The 23136-nt window shown below is 43.4% G+C and carries 22 protein-coding genes and 1 tRNA gene; 12 read left to right on the top strand and 11 right to left on the bottom strand.

Annotation, left to right across the window (positions count from 1 at the left end; translation table 11 throughout):
* Positions 1-55 precede the first annotated feature (55 nt).
* On the top strand, positions 56-2845 hold the full coding sequence (locus WHS63_RS08630) for an AsmA family protein (RefSeq protein WP_445204755.1): 2790 nt from the start codon (positions 56-58) through the stop codon (positions 2843-2845).
* A 553-nt stretch (positions 2846-3398) separates the two neighbouring features.
* On the opposite strand, the gene WHS63_RS08625 is transcribed toward WHS63_RS08630, so the two are convergent.
* Complete coding sequence (locus WHS63_RS08625; protein ID WP_445204754.1) at positions 3399-3608, bottom strand: hypothetical protein; 210 nt, start codon at positions 3606-3608, stop codon at positions 3399-3401.
* Positions 3609-4029: 421 nt separating this feature from the next.
* The gene (locus WHS63_RS08620; protein ID WP_445199458.1) at positions 4030-4689 is read right to left on the bottom strand and encodes an HAD family hydrolase; all 660 of its coding nucleotides are present in this window, start codon (positions 4687-4689) and stop codon (positions 4030-4032) included.
* 83 nt (positions 4690-4772) lie between these two features.
* On the opposite strand from WHS63_RS08620, the gene WHS63_RS08615 reads away from it, so the two are divergent.
* Both WHS63_RS08615 and WHS63_RS08610 read left to right on the top strand, forming a co-directional pair.
* A tRNA-Ile gene (locus tag WHS63_RS08615) sits at positions 4773-4846 on the top strand.
* 153 nt (positions 4847-4999) lie between these two features.
* Positions 5000-5962 carry an L-threonine 3-dehydrogenase gene (locus WHS63_RS08610; RefSeq protein ID WP_445204753.1) on the top strand — a complete coding sequence of 321 codons (963 nt, stop codon included), beginning with the start codon at positions 5000-5002 and terminating at the stop codon, positions 5960-5962.
* Between the two features lie 42 nt (positions 5963-6004).
* Here the strand turns inward: WHS63_RS08610 and WHS63_RS08605 are convergent, their stop codons facing one another.
* The 3 genes from WHS63_RS08605 to WHS63_RS08595 all read right to left on the bottom strand — a co-directional run bounded on the left by WHS63_RS08605 (position 6005) and on the right by WHS63_RS08595 (position 8805).
* A complete protein-coding gene (locus WHS63_RS08605) occupies positions 6005-6709 on the bottom strand; it encodes a tetratricopeptide repeat protein (protein ID WP_445204752.1) in 705 nt (234 codons plus the stop codon).
* Positions 6710-6766: 57 nt separating this feature from the next.
* On the bottom strand, positions 6767-8386 hold the full coding sequence (locus WHS63_RS08600; protein ID WP_445204751.1) for an OmpP1/FadL family transporter: 1620 nt from the start codon (positions 8384-8386) through the stop codon (positions 6767-6769).
* Positions 8387-8502: 116 nt separating this feature from the next.
* Positions 8503-8805, bottom strand: coding sequence for a hypothetical protein (locus tag WHS63_RS08595; protein ID WP_445204750.1), 303 nt, complete (start codon positions 8803-8805; stop codon positions 8503-8505).
* A gap of 82 nt (positions 8806-8887) precedes the next feature.
* On the opposite strand from WHS63_RS08595, the gene WHS63_RS08590 reads away from it, so the two are divergent.
* Entirely contained in the window at positions 8888-10036 is a 1149-nt protein-coding gene (locus tag WHS63_RS08590) for an aminopeptidase C (protein ID WP_445204749.1), read from the top strand.
* A gap of 1 nt (position 10037) precedes the next feature.
* Here the strand turns inward: WHS63_RS08590 and WHS63_RS08585 are convergent, their stop codons facing one another.
* The 6 genes from WHS63_RS08585 to holB form a co-directional block, all read right to left on the bottom strand.
* Positions 10038-11018 (bottom strand): LuxE/PaaK family acyltransferase, encoded by a 981-nt coding sequence (locus WHS63_RS08585; protein ID WP_445204748.1) that lies wholly within the window; start codon positions 11016-11018, stop codon positions 10038-10040.
* Positions 11019-11233: 215 nt separating this feature from the next.
* Positions 11234-11596: an MGMT family protein gene (locus WHS63_RS08580; RefSeq protein WP_445204747.1), complete on the bottom strand. Its 363-nt coding sequence runs from the start codon at positions 11594-11596 to the stop codon at positions 11234-11236.
* Positions 11574-12278: a tRNA (guanosine(46)-N7)-methyltransferase TrmB gene (trmB, locus tag WHS63_RS08575; protein ID WP_445204746.1), complete on the bottom strand. Its 705-nt coding sequence runs from the start codon at positions 12276-12278 to the stop codon at positions 11574-11576. The genes WHS63_RS08580 and trmB overlap by 23 nt, the downstream gene beginning before the upstream one ends.
* A 14-nt stretch (positions 12279-12292) precedes the next feature.
* Entirely contained in the window at positions 12293-12769 is a 477-nt protein-coding gene (locus tag WHS63_RS08570) for a gliding motility lipoprotein GldH (protein WP_445204745.1), read from the bottom strand.
* The gene (locus WHS63_RS08565) at positions 12756-13916 is read right to left on the bottom strand and encodes a PSP1 domain-containing protein (protein WP_445204744.1); all 1161 of its coding nucleotides are present in this window, start codon (positions 13914-13916) and stop codon (positions 12756-12758) included. Before WHS63_RS08565 ends, WHS63_RS08570 begins: the two co-directional genes overlap by 14 nt.
* A gap of 55 nt (positions 13917-13971) precedes the next feature.
* Positions 13972-15120 (bottom strand): DNA polymerase III subunit delta', encoded by a 1149-nt coding sequence (holB, locus tag WHS63_RS08560; protein ID WP_445204743.1) that lies wholly within the window; start codon positions 15118-15120, stop codon positions 13972-13974.
* A 181-nt stretch (positions 15121-15301) separates the two neighbouring features.
* Here holB and WHS63_RS08555 point away from each other — a divergent pair, with 181 nt between their 5' ends.
* The 8 genes from WHS63_RS08555 to WHS63_RS08520 all read left to right on the top strand — a co-directional run bounded on the left by WHS63_RS08555 (position 15302) and on the right by WHS63_RS08520 (position 23136).
* Positions 15302-16564: a phosphoglycerate kinase gene (locus tag WHS63_RS08555; RefSeq protein ID WP_445204742.1), complete on the top strand. Its 1263-nt coding sequence runs from the start codon at positions 15302-15304 to the stop codon at positions 16562-16564.
* Between the two features lie 367 nt (positions 16565-16931).
* Positions 16932-18038 carry an Mrp/NBP35 family ATP-binding protein gene (locus WHS63_RS08550; RefSeq protein WP_445204741.1) on the top strand — a complete coding sequence of 369 codons (1107 nt, stop codon included), beginning with the start codon at positions 16932-16934 and terminating at the stop codon, positions 18036-18038.
* A 20-nt stretch (positions 18039-18058) separates the two neighbouring features.
* Entirely contained in the window at positions 18059-18307 is a 249-nt protein-coding gene (locus tag WHS63_RS08545; protein ID WP_369489466.1) for a NifU family protein, read from the top strand.
* Positions 18308-18537: 230 nt separating this feature from the next.
* Positions 18538-19986, top strand: a complete 1449-nt coding sequence (sufB, locus tag WHS63_RS08540; RefSeq protein ID WP_445204740.1) for a Fe-S cluster assembly protein SufB — start codon at positions 18538-18540, stop codon at positions 19984-19986.
* An 87-nt stretch (positions 19987-20073) separates the two neighbouring features.
* Complete coding sequence (locus WHS63_RS08535) at positions 20074-20463, top strand: four helix bundle protein (RefSeq protein WP_445204739.1); 390 nt, start codon at positions 20074-20076, stop codon at positions 20461-20463.
* 89 nt (positions 20464-20552) lie between these two features.
* Positions 20553-21305 carry a Fe-S cluster assembly ATPase SufC gene (gene sufC, locus WHS63_RS08530; protein ID WP_445201574.1) on the top strand — a complete coding sequence of 251 codons (753 nt, stop codon included), beginning with the start codon at positions 20553-20555 and terminating at the stop codon, positions 21303-21305.
* A gap of 28 nt (positions 21306-21333) precedes the next feature.
* Positions 21334-22701: a Fe-S cluster assembly protein SufD gene (gene sufD / locus WHS63_RS08525; RefSeq protein WP_445204738.1), complete on the top strand. Its 1368-nt coding sequence runs from the start codon at positions 21334-21336 to the stop codon at positions 22699-22701.
* Between the two features lie 81 nt (positions 22702-22782).
* Positions 22783-23136, top strand: a complete 354-nt coding sequence (locus WHS63_RS08520) for a four helix bundle protein (RefSeq protein ID WP_445204737.1) — start codon at positions 22783-22785, stop codon at positions 23134-23136.

Raw genomic sequence — 23136 nt, 5'->3', positions numbered from 1 at the left:
AAATTTGTATAAATAGTTCAAACATTGATTATACTGCTAAAATAATTATACAGCCATGAAAAAGATTCTCAGTATCACTCTAAAGGTTTTGGCTGCGTTGGTTGCGCTATTTTTAGCTGCAGCAATTGTATTGCCAATAATATTTAAGCCCCAGCTAATGCAAGTTGCCAAGAAAGAGGCTAACAGCATGTTGAATGCAAAGGTTGACTTTACCGATTTTCAGGTATCGCTAATTAAGGGTTTCCCTAACCTTTACGTGGGCATGAAAGGCTTAACCGTAGTGGGAATCGATAGCTTCGCTAACGACACTCTCCTAGCATTCAAGGAGTTTGGCGTTAAGGTTAACCTCTGGAGTGTAATTGATATGACAGATATTGAGGTGAAATCAATTTTGCTCGATGAGGCAAGGGTAAATGCGCACGTGCTGCCCGATGGCCGTGTTAACTGGGATATCATGAAGCCATCGGAAACGCCCGAAACCGAGATGGAAGACACTGCTGCAGCTACAACCGTTAGCACAAAGGTATCACTTAAAAGGTTTGAGATTCGCAATGCCAACATTGCATACATCGACGATTCGTCGAACATGAAGGCAACCATTCAAAACTTTAACCTAACCCTTTCAGGTAACATGGGCATGAGCCAAACTGAGCTCAAGCTGAAGTCGAGCATTGAATCGCTCAACTTCTGGATGGATGGAATCAGATATCTGAAAAATTCAGCAGTTGGTTTCGATGCCATTATTGCAGCAAATCTCGATAGCAGCTACTACACGTTTAAGGAGAATGCGTTTAGCATCAATCAGCTAAAACTACTATTCGACGGTTCAGTTCGAATGCCCGGTAACGATATCGATATCAACCTTAACTTTAAAACTCTTTCAACCGATTTCAAGGCGCTTTTATCAATGGTGCCAGCAGTGTACATGACCGATTTTGAAGGACTTCAGGCCTCTGGTAAGTTTGGCATTGAGGGCTATGTTCGCGGAACCTATAACGATAGCCAAATGCCAAGCGCATTTGTTGCCATAAACGTTGATAACGGAATGTTCAAATATCCCGACTTGCCCAAATCGGTAACCGATGTAAATATTAGCACAAAGATTTGGTTCGATGGCGTGAACATGGATAATACATCGGTGAATGTTGATAGGTTTGCCTTGAACCTAGGCGGAAACCCATTCAGCATGCGCATGCGTGTGGCAACCCCAATCAGCGATATGCAGGTTGATGGTAACATCACCGGTCAAATTGATTTTGCAACCCTTTCGGACGTAATTCCGATGGATAGCACATATATGGAAGGATTGCTGGAGTCGAACCTCGATTTTGGTGGAAAACTCTCGTTTATCGAGAAGGAGCAGTATGAGCGCTTTAAGGCCGATGGCCTGCTTAAATTGTCGCGTTTCAAATTCAAGTCGCCCGATATACCTGCAGAGGTAAAATTAAATGAGGTTACGCTCAACTTTACACCCCAGTACGTTAACCTTGCAAACTTCGATATGTCCATTGCTTCAAGTGATATACGCATGAACGGTCGACTGGAAAATTTTATTCCTTACGTTTTTAAGGATGAAACCCTTAGCGGAAATCTTAACGTTAACTCGAACTTGCTCGATGTTAATGAGCTGCTTACTGGTGAAAGTGCTCCCGAGGAGGAAGTTACCGATACCACAGCCCTTAGCGTTATTGAATTGCCCCATAACATCAACTTTTCTACCCGGGTTGATATGAAAAAGATAGTTTACGATAAGCTAAATATCGAAAATCTTGCAGGTAATGTAGCGCTCTCTGGTGGCGTGGCCGACCTAAAAAATCTATCGATGAATATGCTACAGGGTGATGTTCGTATGTCAGGAACCTATGACCCAAGGGATGTAAAGGCCCCTGTGGTTAATTTTGATTTTGACATGCGCAACATTGATATACCCACGGCTTTCAAATCGTTTACATCGCTCCAGAAAATAGCACCTACGGTTAAGGATATGACAGGAAATGTATCGACCCAATTCAAGTTTACTTCCATGCTCGATACCACTATGATGCCGGTTTTGAATAGTATAAATGCTTACGGTAAGTTGCAATCAAAAAGCATTGGGGTTAGTAACTCTAAGGCATTTGCCAAGCTAGCCGATTTCCTGAAAAAGGAGGAGTTCCGCAATCCAAGCCTTAAGGATGTGAATGTTAGCTTCAGTATAAAGAACGGAAGGATTTACATTGAACCATTCGACACCAAAATTGCCGAGGCCAAAATGAACTTTGGGGGTGATATGGGTATTGACCAAACCCTTAACTTAAAGGCAAAAGTTTCAGTTCCCTCGTCGTACTTAGGCGGGGTGGCTAATCTTGCCAACGATTTGCTCGGTAAGTATGGTGCAAAGCTGCCCCAAACTATCGATGTAAATCTTAAGATTTTAGGAACTTCATCTAAACCCGAGGTACAGCTCGATTCCGGTGGTGGTTCTGCAGAAAGCTCATCTTCGGTAAAGGAAACAGCCAAGGAGGCTGTTAAGGAAAAGGTTGATGAAGCCAAGGTTGAGGCACGTCAGAAAGCCAAGGCTGAAGCCGATAAGTTAATTGCCGATGCCGAGAGGGAAGCAGAACAAATAAGGGCCGAAGCAGCAAAGCGTGCAGAGCAGATAAGGGCTGAAGCTGAGGCTCAAGCCAAAAAAACTGAGGCTGAGGGTCAAAAGAAGGGCCCAATTGCCGAGCGGGCAGCAAAGGAGGCTGCAAAAAAGATACGGCAGAACGGCGAGGCTGCTGCCCAAAAGGTTATTGCTGAAGCCGATGAAAAAGCCAATGCTGTTGTAACCAAAGCTAAGGCCGAAGCAGCTAAGCTGGAGTAGCTTGAATTTTGGTTGATTACTTTTGGTATTTGGTGTTTAGCGTTTGAAATGGAGCCCAAATGACGCAGATGATTTAGTTTATTGTTGACAGTTGGTGGTTGTTTGTAAAAGAGAATTTAGCCCCCTAGTCATGCTGAGCTAGCCGAAGCATCTCATTGTACTTTAACTCGATTATAATAAGATTCCTCGACTAGCTCGGAATGACAATTCCTTTAACATCCACGCTCCCTTTGTCATGCTGAGCTAGCCGAAGCATCACTTTGTACTTTCATTCCTTTTTATACCTAGATTGGTTTTGCGAAAACCGCTCTTTGCAATGCTTTCTGTTGCGATGCAACGTTTCACGGTTGCTCTTTGGAATACTTTAGCGTGCATCATTTTTCTTTTAGGATTACCTATTGGTTTACAAATGTTTCGCTCCTATGGGGCTGGGAACGTTTTTTGTTGATAATGACCTCACCCCAAGCCCCTCTCCTGACAGGAGAGGGGAGAAGCAATTAGGGAACCTTGTTGCAGGGCTAAAGTCTCCCCTCTTAGGGGAGATTAAGAGGGGTCATCTAGGTTGAATATGGAAAACGACCTCACCCAAACCCTTTTTCCTAAGAGAGAATGGAGTGGAAAAAGCAGCAATGGCATAAAAGCCAGACCCGACAATGGGTCGGGGGTGGAACGTGGCGGTGGGTTTTGTAAGCGATACCAAATGAGTCACGCCGCAGGCGTGGCGAATAGTATCGCGTGGCAGTTCCACCCACGGGGCACCCATCGGGTCGGGCTTTTCAGCCTTGATTTTCTTTGGTTCTTTCTTGTATCAAGACAAGAAAGAACGTGTAAACCGCTCTTTGCAATGCTTTCTGTTGCGATGCAACGTTTCAAGGTCGTTCTTTGGAAAAGGCAATGCGTGCATCGCTATACATGTAGGAGGGAGCCACTGGGTTAAAAATATTGCCCCCTACAGGGCTGGAAACGTTGTTCGTTATTCGTGAATCGTTGTTCGTGAATATCACGTCACACGCTCTGTGAAACACTGGGTAAACTCTGTGTAACCCTATGATACCAATTTAGTTGATGGTTGTTGGTTGATAGTTGATAGTTTATAATAGATTACCTAAAATCTTGAATCTGAAATCTTAAATCTGAAATTTTAAATTTTTATCCTTTATCCTTTAACCTTTAACCTTGCCATTTCAGCCCACTAGCCCCTTAAGCGCCTCAGCAAGCGGTTTAGCCATATTTCCGCCTTTCAGGTGGATTGTACGTATCCCTAACCCTTTAGCAGCATCGATGTGCTCATGGGTATCGTCAACAAAAAGTGTTTCTGAAGGTATTAAGCCGTTCTCGCTTAACACACGCTGAAAGATTTGAACTTGTGGTTTCCTGATGCCCATTTCAAAGGAGAGGTATGCCTTGTGGAAGTAATCCTTAAGCTCTTTGCCTGTTTCCTCAACAAGCAGCCTGTTGTAGTGGTTAAAATGGATAACGTTTGTGTTGCTTAGCAGGTATACCCTATAATTCTTTTTTAATCGTTCAATTAATTTGAGCCTTTCGGTATCCCAACTCAGAAGCAAAGCGTTCCATGCTTTATCGAACTCCTTGGGGCTGAGAGCAACCATAAACATTTGGTTGAACTCCTGCCTAAAGGTATCAGGGTTAATCAAACCGCAATCGAACTGGTTGAAAAGCTCGTTACTTCCTGTAAGTGTAGTATGATTGCCCAGGTAAACACCCATGTTTTCAAAGGCTTTTAGGGTAAGGCTATAATCAATATCAAGTACCACTCCACCTAAATCAAGTATTATATTTCTGATAATCAGATTGTCAGGTTTTGTATTGCTGCTAATACTCATATTTTTTGGACTCCCTATTTGAAAATTCAAATGCAAATATGTAATTTTGCAAACCAAAATAAAAACAGTAAAAACTGTTTTTTGGGCCCATAGCTCAGCAGGTTAGAGCATCTGACTCATAATCAGAGGGTCGCTGGTTCGAGCCCAGCTGGGCCCACAAACCGCCGCAAGGCGGTTTTTTTTTATTCACTCCATCAAAAAATCTGCTTAAAAATATAAATTTAAACGTGGGTTTTGGGTTTGAAGTGTTAACCAAATACTATACATTTGCGAAAAATCATAAGTATAATCACCTTCTAAAAATAAAAGCATGAAAAACATATTGGTTGTTGGTGCCGGTGGGCAAATTGGTTCAGAGCTGGTGCCGCATCTCCAAAAGATATATGGAACCAACAATGTTGTGGCTGCCGATATCAACACAAGCTGCGCCCATCACTTTCAGAATGGTCCGTTTGAGGTGCTCGATGCTCTTGATGCCAAAAAATTTGCTGAATTGGTGAGGAAGTATAGGGTTGATACTATTTTCAACCTGGTTGCATTACTTTCAGCTACCGGCGAAAAAAATCCACAGCTGGCCTGGAAGATAAACATGGGAGCACTGATGAATTCGCTTGAGATTGCTCGCGAGAACCATTGTGCTGTATTTACCCCCAGTTCCATTGGGGCTTTTGGCCCAACATCGCCAAAGGACAACACCCCTCAGGATACCGTTATGCGCCCAACTACTGTTTACGGAATTTGTAAGGTAACAGGCGAAATGCTGAGCGATTACTACTTCCTTAAGTATGGAGTAGATACCCGCAGTGTACGTTTCCCCGGAATTATTTCAAATGTTACTCTCCCCGGTGGCGGTACTACCGATTACGCAGTAGAGATTTACTATGGAGCAATTCAACAGAAGCATTACGTTTGCCCATTGCCCCAAGGTACATACCTCGATATGATGTACATGCCCGATGCCCTTGATGCTTGCGTTCAGCTCATGGAGGCAGACCCATCAAAGCTCAAGCACCGTAACAGTTTTAACGTAACTGCAATGAGTTTTGAGCCCTCACAAATTTATGCTGCCATTAAAAAGCGTATCCCCGATTTTACTATGGAGTACAATATTGACCCTGTAAAGAAAGCCATAGCTGATAGCTGGCCCAACTACATGGACGATAGTTGCGCCCGTGAGGAGTGGGGATGGAATCCCAAGTGGAACTTGGAAACCATGACCGACGATATGCTTAAGGTGATTGGCGAAAAGTATAAGGCAGGTGTGCTAAAGTAGAATTTACCAATTTTTTGAAGGGGGGCTTTGAGCCTCCTTTTTTTATTCCATTCCCGTATCGCGCTTAACCATCCGAACGAAGTAGTCCTTGTTAGGAAGAGCTGATGTTTTCAGTTGGTTCAGCCAGAAGCTAGCAGTGAGCTTATCGCCCTTAGTATAGAAAATCATTACCAAATGGTAGTAGGCGTACCCATAAACATGGGTAGGATTAGCAGGTATTTCCTCAACTACCTTGCTGAAACATTCAACTGCTTGTGCAATATCGTTTTTGGTGTAATACTCCATGCCCAGGTTGAATAACCTTATATCGGAGTTTAACTTATTGCTTAGTATTATGCCCTTAAAAAAGAAACAGGCTTTATTGCAATCCTCAATAAGGTTGATACTGTTTAGGTTTTTTGGAATTGGAGGAAAAATAAGTTTAAACGATAGGGTTTCGCCCTTACGGCTAAAGTTATGGGTTGCAGGACATGTTGGAATACCGTGTGAGCCAATCCTGTAATACCGTTGGCGGGTATTCAGGTTTTCAATGTAGATATTCTTATCGGCACAAAACCAGCCATTGCTATCAGCGTTATTCACAACCGTTAGACTTACAACCGTTGAATCCGGATAAATGGCAATATGTTCAATGGTAAGCTCTGGGTGCGAGAGTTCAGCCGCAAAGGGTTTTTCAATAATGGTTTGCGGTAAAACCCATAAAGGGAGTAAAAGTAAAAATGATAGGATGATTGATTTTAGAACCATATAGAAAAAATTTAGGGGTTGAGAACCAACCCCTAAATTAGTATAATTAATTAACATTTAGAACTTATAGGCAGCACCTATTGAGAATAAAACATTGGTCCTATTATAGGTTTCAATAGCTGAGGGAATCCCATAAGTAGAATAATCGATTTCTTTTGAATCAGAATTATACATGGTGAACAATCCTGCAAGTTCAAGCGATAGATTATCGTTTACTTTGAACATTCCTCCAAAGCCAACGGTGTTAGATGTTAAGCTATGGGTTAAATCGGTTTGAAAGCCTTTACCCACACCTGTTTTTGCGTAAAGGTAACCAGCCGAAACCAGTATTTTATCAGTAATATCATATTCCAAACCTGCAGCAATTTCGTAAAGATTTCCTTCGATATCCTTTTTAACGCCTGGCGCGCTTTCAATAACTGCATCTTTATCAAAGTAGTAATGAAATCCGCTTGCAAAGCGCAAGGATTGTAAAATTTTATATTCAAAACCTGCCGATAGGATAGCAGGAATATCGTAACGAAGTTTTCCTCCATCGGGGAATAAGCCAGTACCATCAACCTTTGTGTCGTTGGTCAGTGTTAGTTTTGTTCGGAATTCATATTTAATACCAATGTTAAGTTTATCGCCAAAAGTCAAGTTAGCACCAATTATAGGAGTATAACCTGTTCCAGTTTGAATAGCATCAACCTCCTTGTCAGCAGTAGCTGTGGCATTTGCTGCCATGGCTGCAGATTTTCCGGCAAATACAGGGGCGGCAGCGCCCAGAGTTGCTCGAGCTGTCTGAATATCAATTAAACCAATTTGCGATTGTGGAACTCCTGCAGCTACAAGGAGTCCAGAAATTTGAGTAATTTGTTCAGATGTTAATCCAACACTTGTTCCATTCACTAGTAATGTTGAACCTCCTCCTCCATTAACTATTGGTTCTAGGCCATTGTAGTAACTGGTTGCACCGACAGACCACCCATTAAGGGTGTTTGCTGCATCGGTAAAAAATTGTGTAGCAGGAACCATATTAGCGCCATTGTAATTTGCACCAAAAGCTGGTTGGTTGGGATTTATTAGAATGTTTTTAAGAAAGCCATTATAGGTGTTTTTGGCCAAAATTGCTCGTGCACCAAGTGAGAGTGAAATCATATCGTTAATAGCGTAACTGGCATTAATTTGTGCACCCCAAAAAACACTTGACCCATCAAAGTTAATATCTGCAGAGTATTTAGTAGTAGTAATTCCATTAGCTGTTAGGCTTGCAGGTATTACAGATACTGGGATTTCAAAACTTGGTAAACCTGTATTATACTTTGCAGAGCCACCTCCTGCATTGGGTTGAATGCCAAAACCTAATGCTAGTTTATCTTTCTTGTATACTGCATAAAAATCAGGAAATAAAGGCGCTGCAACGTCTCCAACATATTTGGATTCATTTAAAAGCGGAAATTTGTTTTCGATAGTTTTTTTCTGAAAAATGGTTTGGTTACTCAGGTAGAGATGAAAACCATTTTCCATTTTTACTAACCCCGCAGGGTTAAAATAAACAGCATCGATACTGGTTGATGCATCGCGAGCAAGCATTCGCACGTAGGTTGCACTTTGGTTTGTGTTGGTTACAATACCACCGGCCATTACCAGCGTGGTTAAACCGGTTGCAATAATGGTTAGTAGTTGTTTTCTCATACTTCGCTTTGTTTAGGTTAGTAATAGATTATATTCTGATTTAAACGTTTGTATTGAACGATGGTTTGAAAGAAGAACGAAAAATGTTCCCCTGTTGATAGGCTAAACGATGGAAATCAATTCCTTAGGTACTGATTTAAAAAGCCTTGCTCAAGGCCAAGGTTGAGGTGGCTACCTCCGTTAAAGAAAAATTCAAATCCAGCCGGTAAAACCCTGCCATCGTATGAACAACTGGAGGCCGACTTTATGCCAAGTTTTTGTTTGATGCGCATAACAAACCTATAGAGCGGTTTGCTTAAGAACCGCTTTACTAGAGTAAAGTATGCAACAATTGCCAGATAAATTTTTGCCCTGCGCATCGAGTAGGGTGAATATTTGGTGCTAATATAGATAATTATCGATATATTTTCAACTATCACACTTTTTTGTAAAATAATTACATGAAAACGTTTGTTGGTTTTAATTGCTTTTGCATAACTTGCATAAATAAATCCGAGCTGTATGTATAAAAAGTTAATTCTGCCATTCCTGCTTATGCTCTGTCAGGCAGTAAATGCACAAACCGATTCTTTTCAGTTTACAGTAAAGTATGAGATACCTACTTCGCCCATAAAGGATCAGCAACGTACTGGCACCTGCTGGAGCTTTGCAACCACGTCGTTTGTTGAAACTGAGCTTATACGAATGGGACAGCCCGTATTTGATATCTCCGAGATGTACTTTGTGCGCTATGCCTATGAGGGGAAGGCACAGAACTATGTTAGGTTCCAGGGGGCCAACAATTTTGGTCAGGGTGGACAAGCGCACGATGTAATGAATATTATCCGTAAGTATGGCATGGTAACCGAAAAGGAATATCCGGGATTGAATTACGGCTCCGAGGTTCACGCCCATGCTGAGCTTGAGGCTGTGCTTAAAGCATTTCTGGATGCTGTGGTGAAAAATCCAAACAAAAAATTGTCAACCGCATGGTTCCCTGCATACCGCGGAATTCTTGATGCTTACCTTGGAGCTGTCCCCGATAAAGGAAATTCACCTTTATCAAAAGTCCCCTTTAATCCTGACGATTACATTGAGTTTACCTCATTCAACCATCATCCGTTCTACAAAAGGGTATCGCTTGAAATTCCCGATAACTGGTCGCACGACCTTTACTACAATCTACCGCTCGATGAGATGATGCAGGTAATAACCTACGCCCTGGGGAATGGCTATTCCGTTTGCTGGGATGGCGATGTGAGCGAAAAGAGTTTTGCATACCGCAAGGGTGTGGCTCTGTTGCCCGTTTCAAAATTCGAAGAGCTTAGTGGGTCCGATAAGGAGCGATGGACTGGTATTACTGAAAAGGATTTTACCGCACGCATGGCAAATTTTGACGCACCTGTTCCCGAAATTAAGGTTACTCAGGAAAACCGCCAGGCAAATTTTGACAACCTAACCTCCACCGACGACCACTTAATGCACCTAACCGGTATGGCTACCGATCAGAATGGAACGGTTTACTTTTTAACCAAGAACAGCTGGGGAACTGAGGGTGTGTACGATGGTTATCTATACATGTCCGAATCGTATGTGCGTATGAAAACCATAGCTGTGATGGTTCACAAAAATGCCATTCCTGCGGAGATAAAGAAAAAGCTAGAATTGTAGCCTACCCGTAAACAAGTAGGTTGCAGCCCCTAATGGGGGCAGAATCCATACGGCCAAGCACCTCAAATGTTCTATCGTGATGCAGTCGACCTAAATCCTGCGTTTGAATAAAAGCGCATGAGTATAGGTTTGCTAAATCGATTATGTTAATTCCTCCAGTAGCTCCTACAGGCGCTATAGTAAGCGGATCGTTAGTTTCACGAATTAAAACACGCATCCAGGGTGGACAGCTGAAAATTCCTTTTCCCTTTGAGTAGGCTTGCGATAGTAGCTCGGTCATACCGTATTCGGAATGGATACTATCAACGCCAAATGCTTCGGTAAGTATTCCATGTAACTCATCGCGAACCATTTCCCTACGGCGGCCTTTCATGCCGCCAGTTTCCATAACAATAGTATTTTTAAGCCTTAGGTTGTGCATCTCGGCAAGGTCAAGCAAGGCAAATGATACTCCAATTAACAGGCACTTTTGACCGGATTCATCGAGCATCTGAAGCTTTGCCGCTAGCTCGTTAAGCTGGTTGAGGTAAAAACCACCGTGTGGGTTTCCCGACTGCCTGATAAGACCATCGACCATGTAAACCAACGATGATCCGGTGCGTTCCAGGTAGGCTGGTAGTAGAGCTAGTATGCAGTATTGCTGCTCGTTACCATAGAAGTGGCGGAAACCCAGGGTGTAGCTTTGTTTGTAAATGTCAACCTTAGCCACATAATGCCTGCTGGTTTCGGAACCTGTGGTTCCGCTGCTTGTAAACTCTATTTCGGGCGAAAGCCCATTGGCAAGTATTTGATTGCTCTTAAAGAATTGAATGGGAAGGAATGGAATCTGATTGATTTCCACAACCTTATTGGGGTCAACTTTTAGTAAATCAATATAGGTTCGGTAAATATCAACATTTTTATACTGAAATCTAAATACCTCAAGGGCAAGGTTTTCAAATTCAGCATCAGAACTTATATTAAAAATCTTTTCTACTTCCATTGCTTATAAATCGTGAACCATTAATCGTTAAACGGGGTTTGGTTTATATAGCTAAAATGTTGACTTCCTTAATCATGCTAACCCGAATTTTAGAGTTTGTTGAGTCATTCCAAATTTCAAATTTAAGATTCCAAAACCCGTCCCGAGTTAGCGAGATTCAAGTGCCTGCTCTGGTTTATGGAGTTCAAGAACCTGATCAAATATGCGACTTTATTCTATTTTTTGCTTCCTTTTACTAACTCAACGTTAGGATCCCAGAAGTGCTTATGGAAATCAACCACAGCATTATCTTCAACCCTTATGCCTTCCGCCTCAAGGAGTTGCTGCATGGTATTGCTACCGGGGAAGTGGATTTTTCCGGTTAGCAAACCTTTTCGGTTTACCACCCTGTGTGCAGGAACCCAATCCTCCTGGATCGATGATGAGTTTAGCGCCCAACCAACCATTCGGGCTGAGCGGGTTGCTCCAAGGTATCGGGCAATGGCTCCATAGGTGGTTACACGACCAAAGGGAACCAACCGGGTTACCTGGTAAACCCGTTCAAAGAAATTATCGTTATTCCTCGATGTTTGGCTCATGGAAAGGGCCTGAATGGTTTACTTGGAATTTAATGTAAGTAATTGGCAACCCTTGGTCAAGGAACTGCTGCTCGTAAAAGGTTTTAATGCCTAGAATGGGATCGTTGCTTACCTCGGAGTAAAGATTGCTGGTGCAAACCAGCATTTTAAGGTTATTTTGCTCCACCAATGCTTTAGTGTAGGCATGTAAGGGTTGACTATCGGTTTTAAGGTGAACTATGGCATTTGGTTTTAGGAATTGTATGTAGTAATTCAAAAATCGGCTCGATGTTAAACGTTTGGTTGCCTTCGATGGGCGTGGCTGGGGATCGGGGAAGGTCACCCATATTTCATCAACCTCGTCCTGGGCAAAGAATGACTTAATATGCTCAATGCGGGTTCGGATAAAAGCCACATTCTTCAAGCCCTCCTCAAGGGCTGTTTTTGCACCCCGCCACATTCGGGCTCCCTTTATATCGATACCAATAAAATTTTTATCAGGGAACATTCGGGCTAAACCCACGGTGTACTCGCCCTTTCCGCATCCAAGTTCAAGGACAATAGGGTTTTGGTTTTTAAAGAAACCCGATTGCCATTGTCCCTTTAATCTGTAATCGGTGTTGAAAACCTCCTGAAACGAAGGTTGGAAAAGGTTCTCAAAAGTTTCGTTTTCGGCAAAACGACGTAGCTTATTTTTCCCCACAGTAAAATCAAACTTTATTTATTACTTCCCAGCTCAACCCTAAATCCAATTTCGGAGATACCCTTTAACTGCTCAACCCGCATGGCTTGCTGCAGGGTAATCCTGTACTCACCTTCGGCACCAAACCTTACATTTTGCCTGTAGGTAAAGCGGTTATCGCGGTATTTACCCCTTCCTTTCCCTAACCATTTGCCATGGTCATCGGCAAGGTAACATTCAAATGTGTCGCGAGCAATTGCGCCATTGGGCGCAGCTATATCTATAAACAGGTAAAGGTTTTGGAATGGGTAATCGGTGGTATTCCTAACGTTCACGTAAAGGTTGTAGTAGGTCATTGTATCCGATACGGGAATTCGAAAACTGGCAATGCTATCGGCATGCCATTGCTCTTGCGGTAAAGCAACGTATCCGTTGTATACATAGTTATCGGAACATGCGGCAAATAGCGCAATGGTTATGGCCGAAATGACTAAGAGCTTATGCTTTGTCATCGTTTTTATGTTTGTTTTGTCCTTTGGGTTTGCGACGTTTTTTCAGCTTTGGTTTCGATTGCTTATCGAAGCGGGTGATGCTATCATCCTCCAAGCCATCGGTAAAATCGATATGGGTAACCGCAGTTTGGGGGGCAACATTAGTATCGAGTAGGCTGGGCACCTTAATGCCTTTTCGGTTTAGCTCAATTATCTCATTTACACGTTCCACCGGAACCTCAATAAGGTTTACCGATGACGATGGCTCTGAGCCAAACCACATACTACGCTTGAAAATATCGGTTTTAAAGTGATAGTAAGTGGCATCTTTGGTTTCGAGCTGTATGTTACCTTCGGGTATGTCCTTACGGGCATCAACATAGCTTGCAAGCTCGTAGTTCAAGCAGCACTTCAACTTACCACATTGGCCAGCTAATTTTTGGGGGTTAAGTGATAGCTCCTGAATTTTTGCTGCATTTGTGGTAACCGAATCGAATTGGGCAATCCAGGTAGAGCAGCAAAGTTCGCGGCCGCATGTGCCGATGCCTCCAATTCTACCAGCTTCCTGTCGGGCACCAATCTGCCGCATCTCAACCCGTATCTTAAATTCCTCCGCAAGAACCTTGATAAGTTCACGGAAATCGACACGTTCATCGGCAATGTAGTAGAATATGGCTTTGGTTTTATCGCCCTGATACTCAACATCGCCAATCTTCATGTCGAGCTTTAGCCTTTCGGCTATCTTGCGGGAGCGGATCATGGTATCGTGTTCAAGCGCCATGGCTTCGACCCACTTCTCAATATCGGCCTTTTTTGCCCGGCGGTATATCTTTTTTAGTTCCGCTGTTTTGGGATCAACACCCATGCGCTTCATCTGGCGCTCAACCAGCCATCCTGTTAGCGATACTACACCAATATCGTGACCGGGCGATGCCTCAACGGCAACAATATCGCCTTTCTGTAGGCTTATCTGATTTACATTGCGGTAAAACCCCTTACGGGTGTTCTTGAACTGTATCTCAACAATATCGTATTCCTGGAGCGTTTCCGGTAGGTCCTGAACCCAATCGTAAACACCAAGTTTGGAGCAGCAATTGCCGCAGGAGCTATGGTCAGTAACCTCGTTTATGTAAACTGCGTTGCCCCTTGGGGTATATATTTTTTCCATATTCAATATCAAGCTAAACCTTGCAAAGTTAACTAATTAAACGTAAAACCAACTACTATGTTTTAGGGTTGGGTCCAATATGCTTACTCAGGCTAAACACCATGTCGGCAAAGGTGATTTGGGGATTACCGTTTTGGGCAATGCACTCGTAGGCATGGGAAAATGCTTTGGTGACCTGGTTAACATTTGCTGGCCCCAGAAAAGGGGAGAATTTTTTGCCAAAATCGGCTTCGTCGCCCATCAGGTAGGTAATATTGTCGAGCCCCATGTTAAGCATTAAGCTTTCGCGGGTAAGCTTTAGGGAGTAGCTTAGGAACTCCTTTTGTTCCTCGCGCCCAAGGCGCGAGATATCATCTACCCAATCTAGCAAGTCAATGTAACGTTTGGCATAACACAGCCTCATCAGATTTCGGTACTGCTCAAAATACTCTCCTGTGTTCTGGTTAATCAATCGAAGGGCCTCATAGAAACTACCATTCGAAATACGGGCTATATCCCTAGCCTTATCAGGTGCTATACCATGTTTCTCAGTAAGAACAACGGCTATTTCGCTTGCCGGCAGGGGTGGCACATACACCTGTTGGGTGCGGGAAAGGATAGTTTTGAGGATGAGGTTTGTGTTTTCGCTAACCAGTATGAAAAAGGTTTTTGCGGGGGGCTCCTCAATCAACTTTAAAAGCTTATTGGATGCCTGCACGTTCATACGTTCAGCCAGCCAAATAATCATAACCTTAACATCGCTCTCGTAACTTTTTAGGCTGAGCTTGCGAATTACCTCTGAGGCAGTAGCCACGTTGATCATACCCTGCTTGTTGTTAAGGTCAATGGCGTCGTACCAGTCCGTTTCGCCCATGTAGGGGTTTTCCAGTAACATTTTACGCCAAATGGCAAGCACGTCGGTGCCGGCTTCCGTAGCGCCATCGGCAGTATCGGATTTCTCCTTGCCTGCCTTGCCGGGGTATACAAAATGCAGGTCGGGGTGGATAAGTTTCGAAACCTTTTTGCAGGCGGGGCAAACCCCACACGAATCATTCTCGTTTTTGTTAGTACACATTAGGTATTGTGCAAAGGCAACTGCTAACGCAAGTTTTCCTGTACCCGGAGGTCCTGCAAGCAGCATTGCATGTGGCACACGGTTCTCCTTTACCTGCAATAGCAACCGCTCCTTAACCTGCTCCTGCCCAACTATATCGCTGAAAAACATATCGTTCCAAATTATTGACTAAACTCCAAAGTTAGCAATTTTATGGTATAGTCAACTTATAGTTTGAAAGCCTTTCCCAAGGCTTTGTTTTCAACCGTTTGCGTGAAAAATATTGATTTAAACTCTGCAATTCACTTCGAATTTTGTATTTTTGCTTCAAACCCACTAAAAACAATTCAATATGATAAGCATTGACAGTTACAGCTTTAAGGGGAAGAAAGCCATAGTTAGGGTTGATTTTAATGTACCCCTGGATAAGAAAACCTTTGAGGTTACTGACGATACACGTATTCGTGGCGCATTGCCAACAATCAAGAAGATTCTGAACGACGGTGGTGCCGCCATTCTGATGTCGCATCTTGGCCGCCCCGATGGGAAACCACAAGATAAGTATTCGTTAAAGCATGTTATTCCCGCAATTGAAAAGAACTTAGGGATGAGCATCAAGTTTGCTCCCGATTGTGTAGGTGATGAAGCCAAAAAGCTTGCTGCTGAGCTCAAGGCCGGAGAGGTACTATTGCTCGAGAACCTTCGTTTTTATGAGGAGGAAGAGGGCAAGCCCTATAGTTTACCCGAAGATGCTAGTGAGGAGCAAAAAAAGGAAGCCAAGGCAAAAGTTAAAGAGAGCCAGAAGGAGTTTGTAAAAAAACTTGCCAGCCTTGCCGATTGCTATGTTAACGATGCCTTTGGTACTGCACACCGTGCCCACGCTTCCACTGCGTTAATTGCTGCTCATTTCCCCGGTAACAGCATGTTTGGTTACCTGATTGAGAGTGAGCTAAAGGCCATGGATAAGGTGCTTAAAGCACCCGAAAAACCTTTCACAGCCATCATGGGTGGCGCTAAGGTTTCCGATAAAATTCTCATTATTGAAAACCTCCTTGAGCGCGTTGATAATCTGATTATAGGTGGTGGAATGACCTACACCTTTATTAAAGCGCAAGGCGGTGAAATTGGAAAATCGATATGTGAAGACGATAAATTAGACCTTGCCCGCGAATTACTTGCTAAGGCTAAGGCCAAAGGAGTTAATGTTTACCTGCCGGTTGATGCCGTAAACGCCGATGCATTTGATGCAAATGCTAATACCAATATCAGCAAGATTGACCAAACCCCTGCGGGGTGGATGGGGCTCGATATCGGCCCTGAAACCGTTAAGCTTTTCAGCGATGTTATCCTAAAGTCCAAAACCATACTCTGGAATGGCCCAATGGGTGTTTTTGAGATGGATAAGTTTGCCCAGGGCACCTCGGAAATTGCTAAGGCTATTGCCGAGGCTACAGCAAAAGGGGCATTCAGCCTCGTTGGCGGTGGCGATTCAGTAGCCGCAGTAAACAAGAATAAGCTTGCCGACAAAATATCGTATGTTTCAACCGGCGGTGGTGCCATGCTGGAGTATATGGAAGGCAAGGAACTTCCAGGCATTAAAGCCATCAGAGGCTAACATTATTATAAAACCCATATTGTGCCCTAAACATAAAAAGTTTAGGGCATTTTTATTCGTATATTTCATAAAAAAGTATTGATATCAATATAGTTGAATTTGTTGATTAATGCAATCTCGGCCTCGCTTTTTTACGTTTCCTCTAACTTCCTCTAACTTCCTTTAACTCCTTCACATTCTTTCTATTCTGACTCATTCCCCCCTAAAGTCACACATTTAACTTTTAAAGTTTCGCGGCTCACGTTTAACGGGCTAAAACTTATATCTCCTTTTCCCCTTCATCAACCTTTTACAACTTTAGCTGTTTAACTTTCGATGTTTCAATTTAAAAGCTAACTTTGCGGTTAATTTAAACTAAATAAAAACTATGGTTTTATCGTTGGATTCGGTCAATGAGGTGCTTTCTACTGTTTTGCACCCCGAAACCAGTAAGGATATTGTAAGCATGGGAATGGTGCAGGGGTTAATCGTTGAAGGCAGTAAGGTATCGTTTACTCTTAAGCTAACAAAGAGCAATGACCCATTCGCATCATCGTTGAAAAAAGCTGCCACCAAAGCCATCCAGCAGAAGTTTGGCGAGAATGTAGAGGTAGATATTTTGGTAGTTGCCGATGTGGCACCCAAGGTATCACCCTTGAAGCAGAAGGCATCAATCAGTAAGGTGAAGAATATCATTGCCATTGCCTCTGGTAAGGGTGGTGTAGGTAAATCGACCATTGCGGCTAACCTTGCTGTTGCAGTTGCAAAAACAGGAGCCAGGGTTGGTTTAATTGATGCCGATATTTATGGCCCATCAATCCCCAAGATGTTCAACATGGAGCACACCCAGCCCGAGATTGTTAAGGAAGAGGGAATGGAACTTATTGTTCCGGTTGAGAATTACGGTGTTAAATTGCTTTCCATTGGCTTTTTTGTTGACCCCAATAGCGCTCTTGTTTGGCGCGGGCCAATGGCTACCAGTGCGCTTAAGCAGCTAATCCATCAGGGAGCCTGGGGTGAGCTCGATTACCTTTTCATTGATATGCCTCCGGGAACCAGCGATATTCACCTTACTTTGGTTCAGGAAGTTCCGGTAACTGGTGCGGTTATAGTTAGCACTCCACAGGATGTAGCTTTGGCCGATGCGGTGAAAGGGATTAGCATGTTTACCAGCCCAAGCATCAATGTGCCCGTTCTTGGTTTAGTTGAGAACATGGCATGGTTCACCCCTGAGGAGCTGCCAAACAATAAATACTACATTTTTGGCAAGGAGGGTTGCAAGAAGCTGGCCGATAGAATGAAAATACCCCTACTTGGTCAAATTCCCATAGTTCAAAGCATCCGCGAGGGTGGCGATTATGGTGAGCCCGTGGCAATTCATGCCTCAATCACCGGTAAGGCCTTCGATGAGCTTGCTAAAAACCTGATTGAGCGCGTTGAGTGGCGCAACAGGGAGTTACCTCCCACTCAGATAGTTAATGTTCAACATAAATAACCAAATCAATTATACATGTCATGTCCAAAGAACAAGTTGTAGCCAAAGTAGAAAAGGCAATTGAAGTAATCAGACCATTCCTCCAGAACGATGGTGGCGATATCTCACTTGTTGAGGTAACGGACGATTACATTGTTAAAGTTAAACTTCATGGTGCTTGCGGTAGTTGCCCATATAGCATTATGACCCTTAAGAATGGTGTGGAACAAGCTATTATTCGCGATGTTCCTGAAATTAAGGAAGTGGTTGCCGTGAACCTGAACTTTTAAAGGTATTCCAGTTATTTGATTAAAGCCCCGGTTGGGGCTTTTTATTTTACTGACATTCTGAGATATACAAGTTGATATAAAACATACCATTATTTTAGGTCATTTCCTTTTCATATTCAACTTAAAGCAAATATCTTTGCACCTAATTTAGATTAAATCTAATTTAACTGTGAATCGCTAAACATTAGCCTTTGTAGTTTGTTGCTATTTTGTTAAAGTGTTAAACCGATATGGCAGAAGAACAGGATAAGATACTTGAAGAGGTTACTGGTTCCGAGTATAAATACGGTTTTGTAACCAACGTTGAAACCGAAACCATACCTAAAGGACTTAATGAGGATATAATCCGAATGATTTCGGAAAAGAAAGGGGAACCCGATTGGATGCTTGAATTCAGGCTTAAGGCATTTAGGCATTGGCAAACCATGGAAATGCCCAAATGGGCACACCTTGAGATACCTGAAATTAACTACCAGGATATTATTTACTACGCTGCGCCAAAGCAAAATGCAAAGCTTAACAGCCTGGATGATGTTGATCCTGAAATTAAGGCAACATTCGATAAGCTTGGGATCCCACTCGACGAGCAAAAGGTGCTTGCGGGAGTTGCAGTTGATGCAGTAATGGATAGCACCTCGGTTAAAACTACTTTCCGTGAGACCCTGGCTGAGCAGGGAATCATTTTCTGCTCAATGAGTGAGGCCATTCGTGAGCATCCCGATTTAGTCCGCAAGTACTTGGCGTCGGTAGTTCCGGTGACCGATAACTACTTTGCGGCGCTCAACTCGGCTGTATTCAGCGATGGGTCGTTTTGTTACATTCCAAAGGGTGTGCGCTGCCCCATGGAGCTTAGCACCTACTTTCGTATAAACGCAGCCAATACCGGTCAGTTTGAGCGTACGCTCATTGTTGCCGACGATGATAGTTACGTATCGTACCTTGAGGGATGTACCGCACCCATGCGCGATGAGAACCAGCTACACGCTGCGGTTGTTGAGATTGTTGCACTGGAAAATGCCGAGGTTAAATACTCTACTGTACAGAACTGGTACCCCGGCGATAAGGATGGTAAGGGCGGTATTTACAACTTTGTTACCAAGCGCGGCATATGCAAGGGCAGAAACAGTAAAATATCGTGGACACAGGTTGAAACCGGCTCGGCCATAACCTGGAAGTACCCCAGCTGTATTCTGCTTGGCGATAACTCATACGGCGAATTTTACTCCGTGGCCGTTACCAACAACCGTCAGCAAGCCGACACGGGAACCAAGATGATTCATATTGGCAAGAATACCCGTAGCCGCATTGTTTCAAAGGGTATATCGGCAGGGCATAGCAATAACAGCTACCGCGGACTGGTTAAGGTACTCAAAGGTGCCGAAAACGCCCGCAATTTCTCGCAGTGCGACTCACTACTGCTTGGCGATAAGTGCGGAGCACATACTTTCCCCTACCTTGAGGTAGATAATCCAACGGCTGTGGTGGAACATGAGGCCACAACCTCAAAGATAGGCGAGGATCAAATATTCTACTGCAACCAGCGCGGATTGTCAACCGAGGATGCTGTTGGGCTGATAATTAATGGCTACGCCAAGGAAGTTCTCAACAAGTTACCCATGGAGTTTGCCGTTGAAGCACAAAAACTGCTACAGATAAGTTTGGAAGGGAGTGTGGGGTAAGGAAAAATAGTTATTAATGAAACGGAATGATTCGGAATGAAACGGAATGAATCGGAAAGAAACTAATTAATCAGGAATTAAAATAAAATGGAAAGGAAGGCATCAAAATCGTTTGAGGATTTGCTTGTATGGCAAAAGGCACATAGTTTAGTGCTCGAAGTATACAGGACTACTAAAGGTTATCCGAAAGACGAAATTTATGGGCTTACCCTTCAATTCCGCAACTCTATCCGATCGGTTCCTGCAAATATCGCTGAAGGATACAAGAAAATCAGCAAACTAGATAAATTGCGATTTTTCAATATCGCTCAGGGTAGTTTAGAGGAATCGCGCTACTACACTATTCTTTCAAAAGATTTAGGGTACATTGATGAGGGTATTTTTAAAAATTGGATGCTTCAGATCACAGATATTAGTCAATTACTTAATTCATACTATGACAGTATTAAGAAATCAATTGCAAACAAAGACACTTAATTATATCCTTCCGGTAATTCCGAATCATTCCGATTTATTCCGAATCAATTTTAAATGCAAATAATGACAAATAAGTAAACCATAAACATATGCTAACAATCAAGGATTTACACGCCAAAATCAACGATAAAGAGATTCTCAAGGGCATCAACCTTGAGGTAAAAGCCGGGGAGGTTCATGCTATTATGGGGCCCAATGGCTCGGGAAAAAGCACATTGGCATCGGTTTTAACCGGTCGTGAGCTGGTTGAGGTTACACACGGCTCCGTTACCTTCAATGGTAAGGATTTATTGGAGATGTCGCCCGAGGTGCGTGCACGCGAGGGAATCTTCCTTAGCTTCCAGTATCCGGTTGAGATTCCCGGTGTGAGCATGGTTAACTTCATGAAAGCTGCCGTTAACGAGCACCGCAAGTACAGGGGATTAGAGCCCCTATCGGCTTCCGATTTCCTGAAGATGATGCGTGAGCGTAAGGAACTGGTCGAAATAGATTCGGCTCTTACCAACCGCTCGGTGAACGAAGGCTTTTCCGGTGGCGAAAAGAAGAAAAATGAAATTTTCCAGATGGCCATGCTGGAACCCAAGCTCGCCATACTCGACGAAACCGACTCAGGCCTCGATATCGATGCACTACGCGTGGTGGCAAATGGTGTGAACAAGCTCAAACGCCCCGATAATGCAGTTATTGTAATTACCCACTACCAGCGCTTGCTCGACTATATAGTTCCCGATTATGTACATATCCTTTACAATGGTCGCATTGTTAAAAGTGCTGGGAAAGAACTTGCCCTTGAACTTGAGGAAAAGGGATACGATTGGATTAAAAATGGCGACAATGCCTAAATCAATTTGGTGGTAAAACTGCAACCATATGTCCGATAAAACAATAGCAACACCCATACGTGAGGAACTGATTAACCTATATCAGAACAATCTCGATTTAATAACCCGAGGAAGTGCCGATATACTTAATCAGCACAGGCAAGAGGCTTTAAAGCATTTCAGCGTGCTTGGAATTCCCTCACAAAAAAACGAAAAGTATAAATACAGTAAAATTGAACCGCTTTTCTCCTACGAATACGAAAAGTATTTTGCACCTAAACGCATTGCGTTTAATGTAGATGATATTTTTCGTTGCGATATTCCCGAACTCGATACCCATTTGGCATTGGTGCTTAACGGATTTTACCTGCCCAAAGGCGAAAAGCTAATCACCTTGCCCAATGGCGTTATTTTCGGGAGTTTAGCCGAAGCGGCTGTTAGGTTCCCCAATTTGGTTAAGGATCGATATAACTCTCTGGCCGAAAACCAAACCGATGGTCTTGTGGCCATGAACACAGCCTTTGCCCAGGATGGTGTTTTTATTTACATCCCCCGGAATGTGGTGGAGAGCAAGCCCATTCAGATTATCAACCTGCTCATGTCCGATGTGAATCAGCTGGTGCAGTATCGCAACCTTATTGTGGTTGAGGAAGGCGCTCAGGCAAATGTCCTAATTTGCGACCACACCCTCTCACCCAAGCGGTTCCTATCAAACGTGGTTACAGAGATTTTTGTGGGCAACAATGCCCAGCTCGAGTTTGTGAAGATGCAGAATGAGCATAACGATGCGGCTCAGCTTACCCACACCTTTGCACACCTGCAGGCCGATTCCAGACTGGTTACCAACGTTCTTTCGCTTCACGGTGGTTTTATTCGCAATAATCTTGCTGTTACACTTGCAGGTGAGGGCGCCGATGCACAGCTCTACGGTCTTTACCTTACTGACCGCACCCAGCATACCGATAACTTTACTTTCATTGACCATGCTGTTCCCAACTGCACCAGCAATGAGCTCTACAAGGGAATACTCGACGATCAGGCTACCGGTGCCTTTAACGGCAAGATCATGGTTAGGCGCGATGCCCAAAAAACACAGGCCTACCAGTCGAACAACAACCTGCTGCTCACAGCCGATGCCCGTATGAACACCAAGCCACAGCTTGAGATATACGCCGATGATGTTAAATGCTCCCATGGAGCCACGGTTGGCCAGCTCGACAACGAAGCCCTTTTCTACATGCGGGCTCGTGGCATAGGCGAGCGCGAGGCAAAGCTGCTGCTGATGTTCGGTTTTGCCCATGAGGTAGTTAAGCGAATTTCCATTGACACCCTCAGGGAGCGCATCGACGATATGGTCAACAAACGCCTTCGCGGTGAACTATCGCGCTGCCACAACTGCCCAATGCATTGCTGTTAGGGAGGGACTGAAAGGGGTTGATGAGGGGAAGGTTCGTTGATAGTTGTTCGTTGATCGTTGTTCGAAATAACGCCTTAATATATGGACTATAAGGAACTTGATGTGTGGAAGTCATCAATTGAATTGGCAAAATTAGTTTACCATTTCACTAGGCAATTACCATCAAATGAAGAATATGGTCTATCCCATCAAATGAGACGCGCAGCTATCTCAATTCCTTCAAATATTGCCGAGGGTATTGGGCGAAACACTTCAAAAGAAACAATCCAGTTCCTTTTTATTGCAAGAGGTTCTATTTTTGAACTTGAAACTCAACTTATTTTGTGCAAGGAGATTTTTAAAGTAGATACTAATGATTATGACGCTCTCTTCCAAAAGCTACAAAACTGCAAAATGTTAATAAACGGCTTCATTAATTACTATCAAAAAAAGTAA

It is taken from the genome of Tenuifilum sp., from assembly GCF_037481895.1.
In the GTDB taxonomy this organism is placed as follows: domain Bacteria; phylum Bacteroidota; class Bacteroidia; order Bacteroidales; family Tenuifilaceae; genus Tenuifilum; species Tenuifilum osseticum.
Note: the sequence above shows the minus strand (reverse complement) of the source record. Positions and strands in the feature narration are given on the sequence as shown.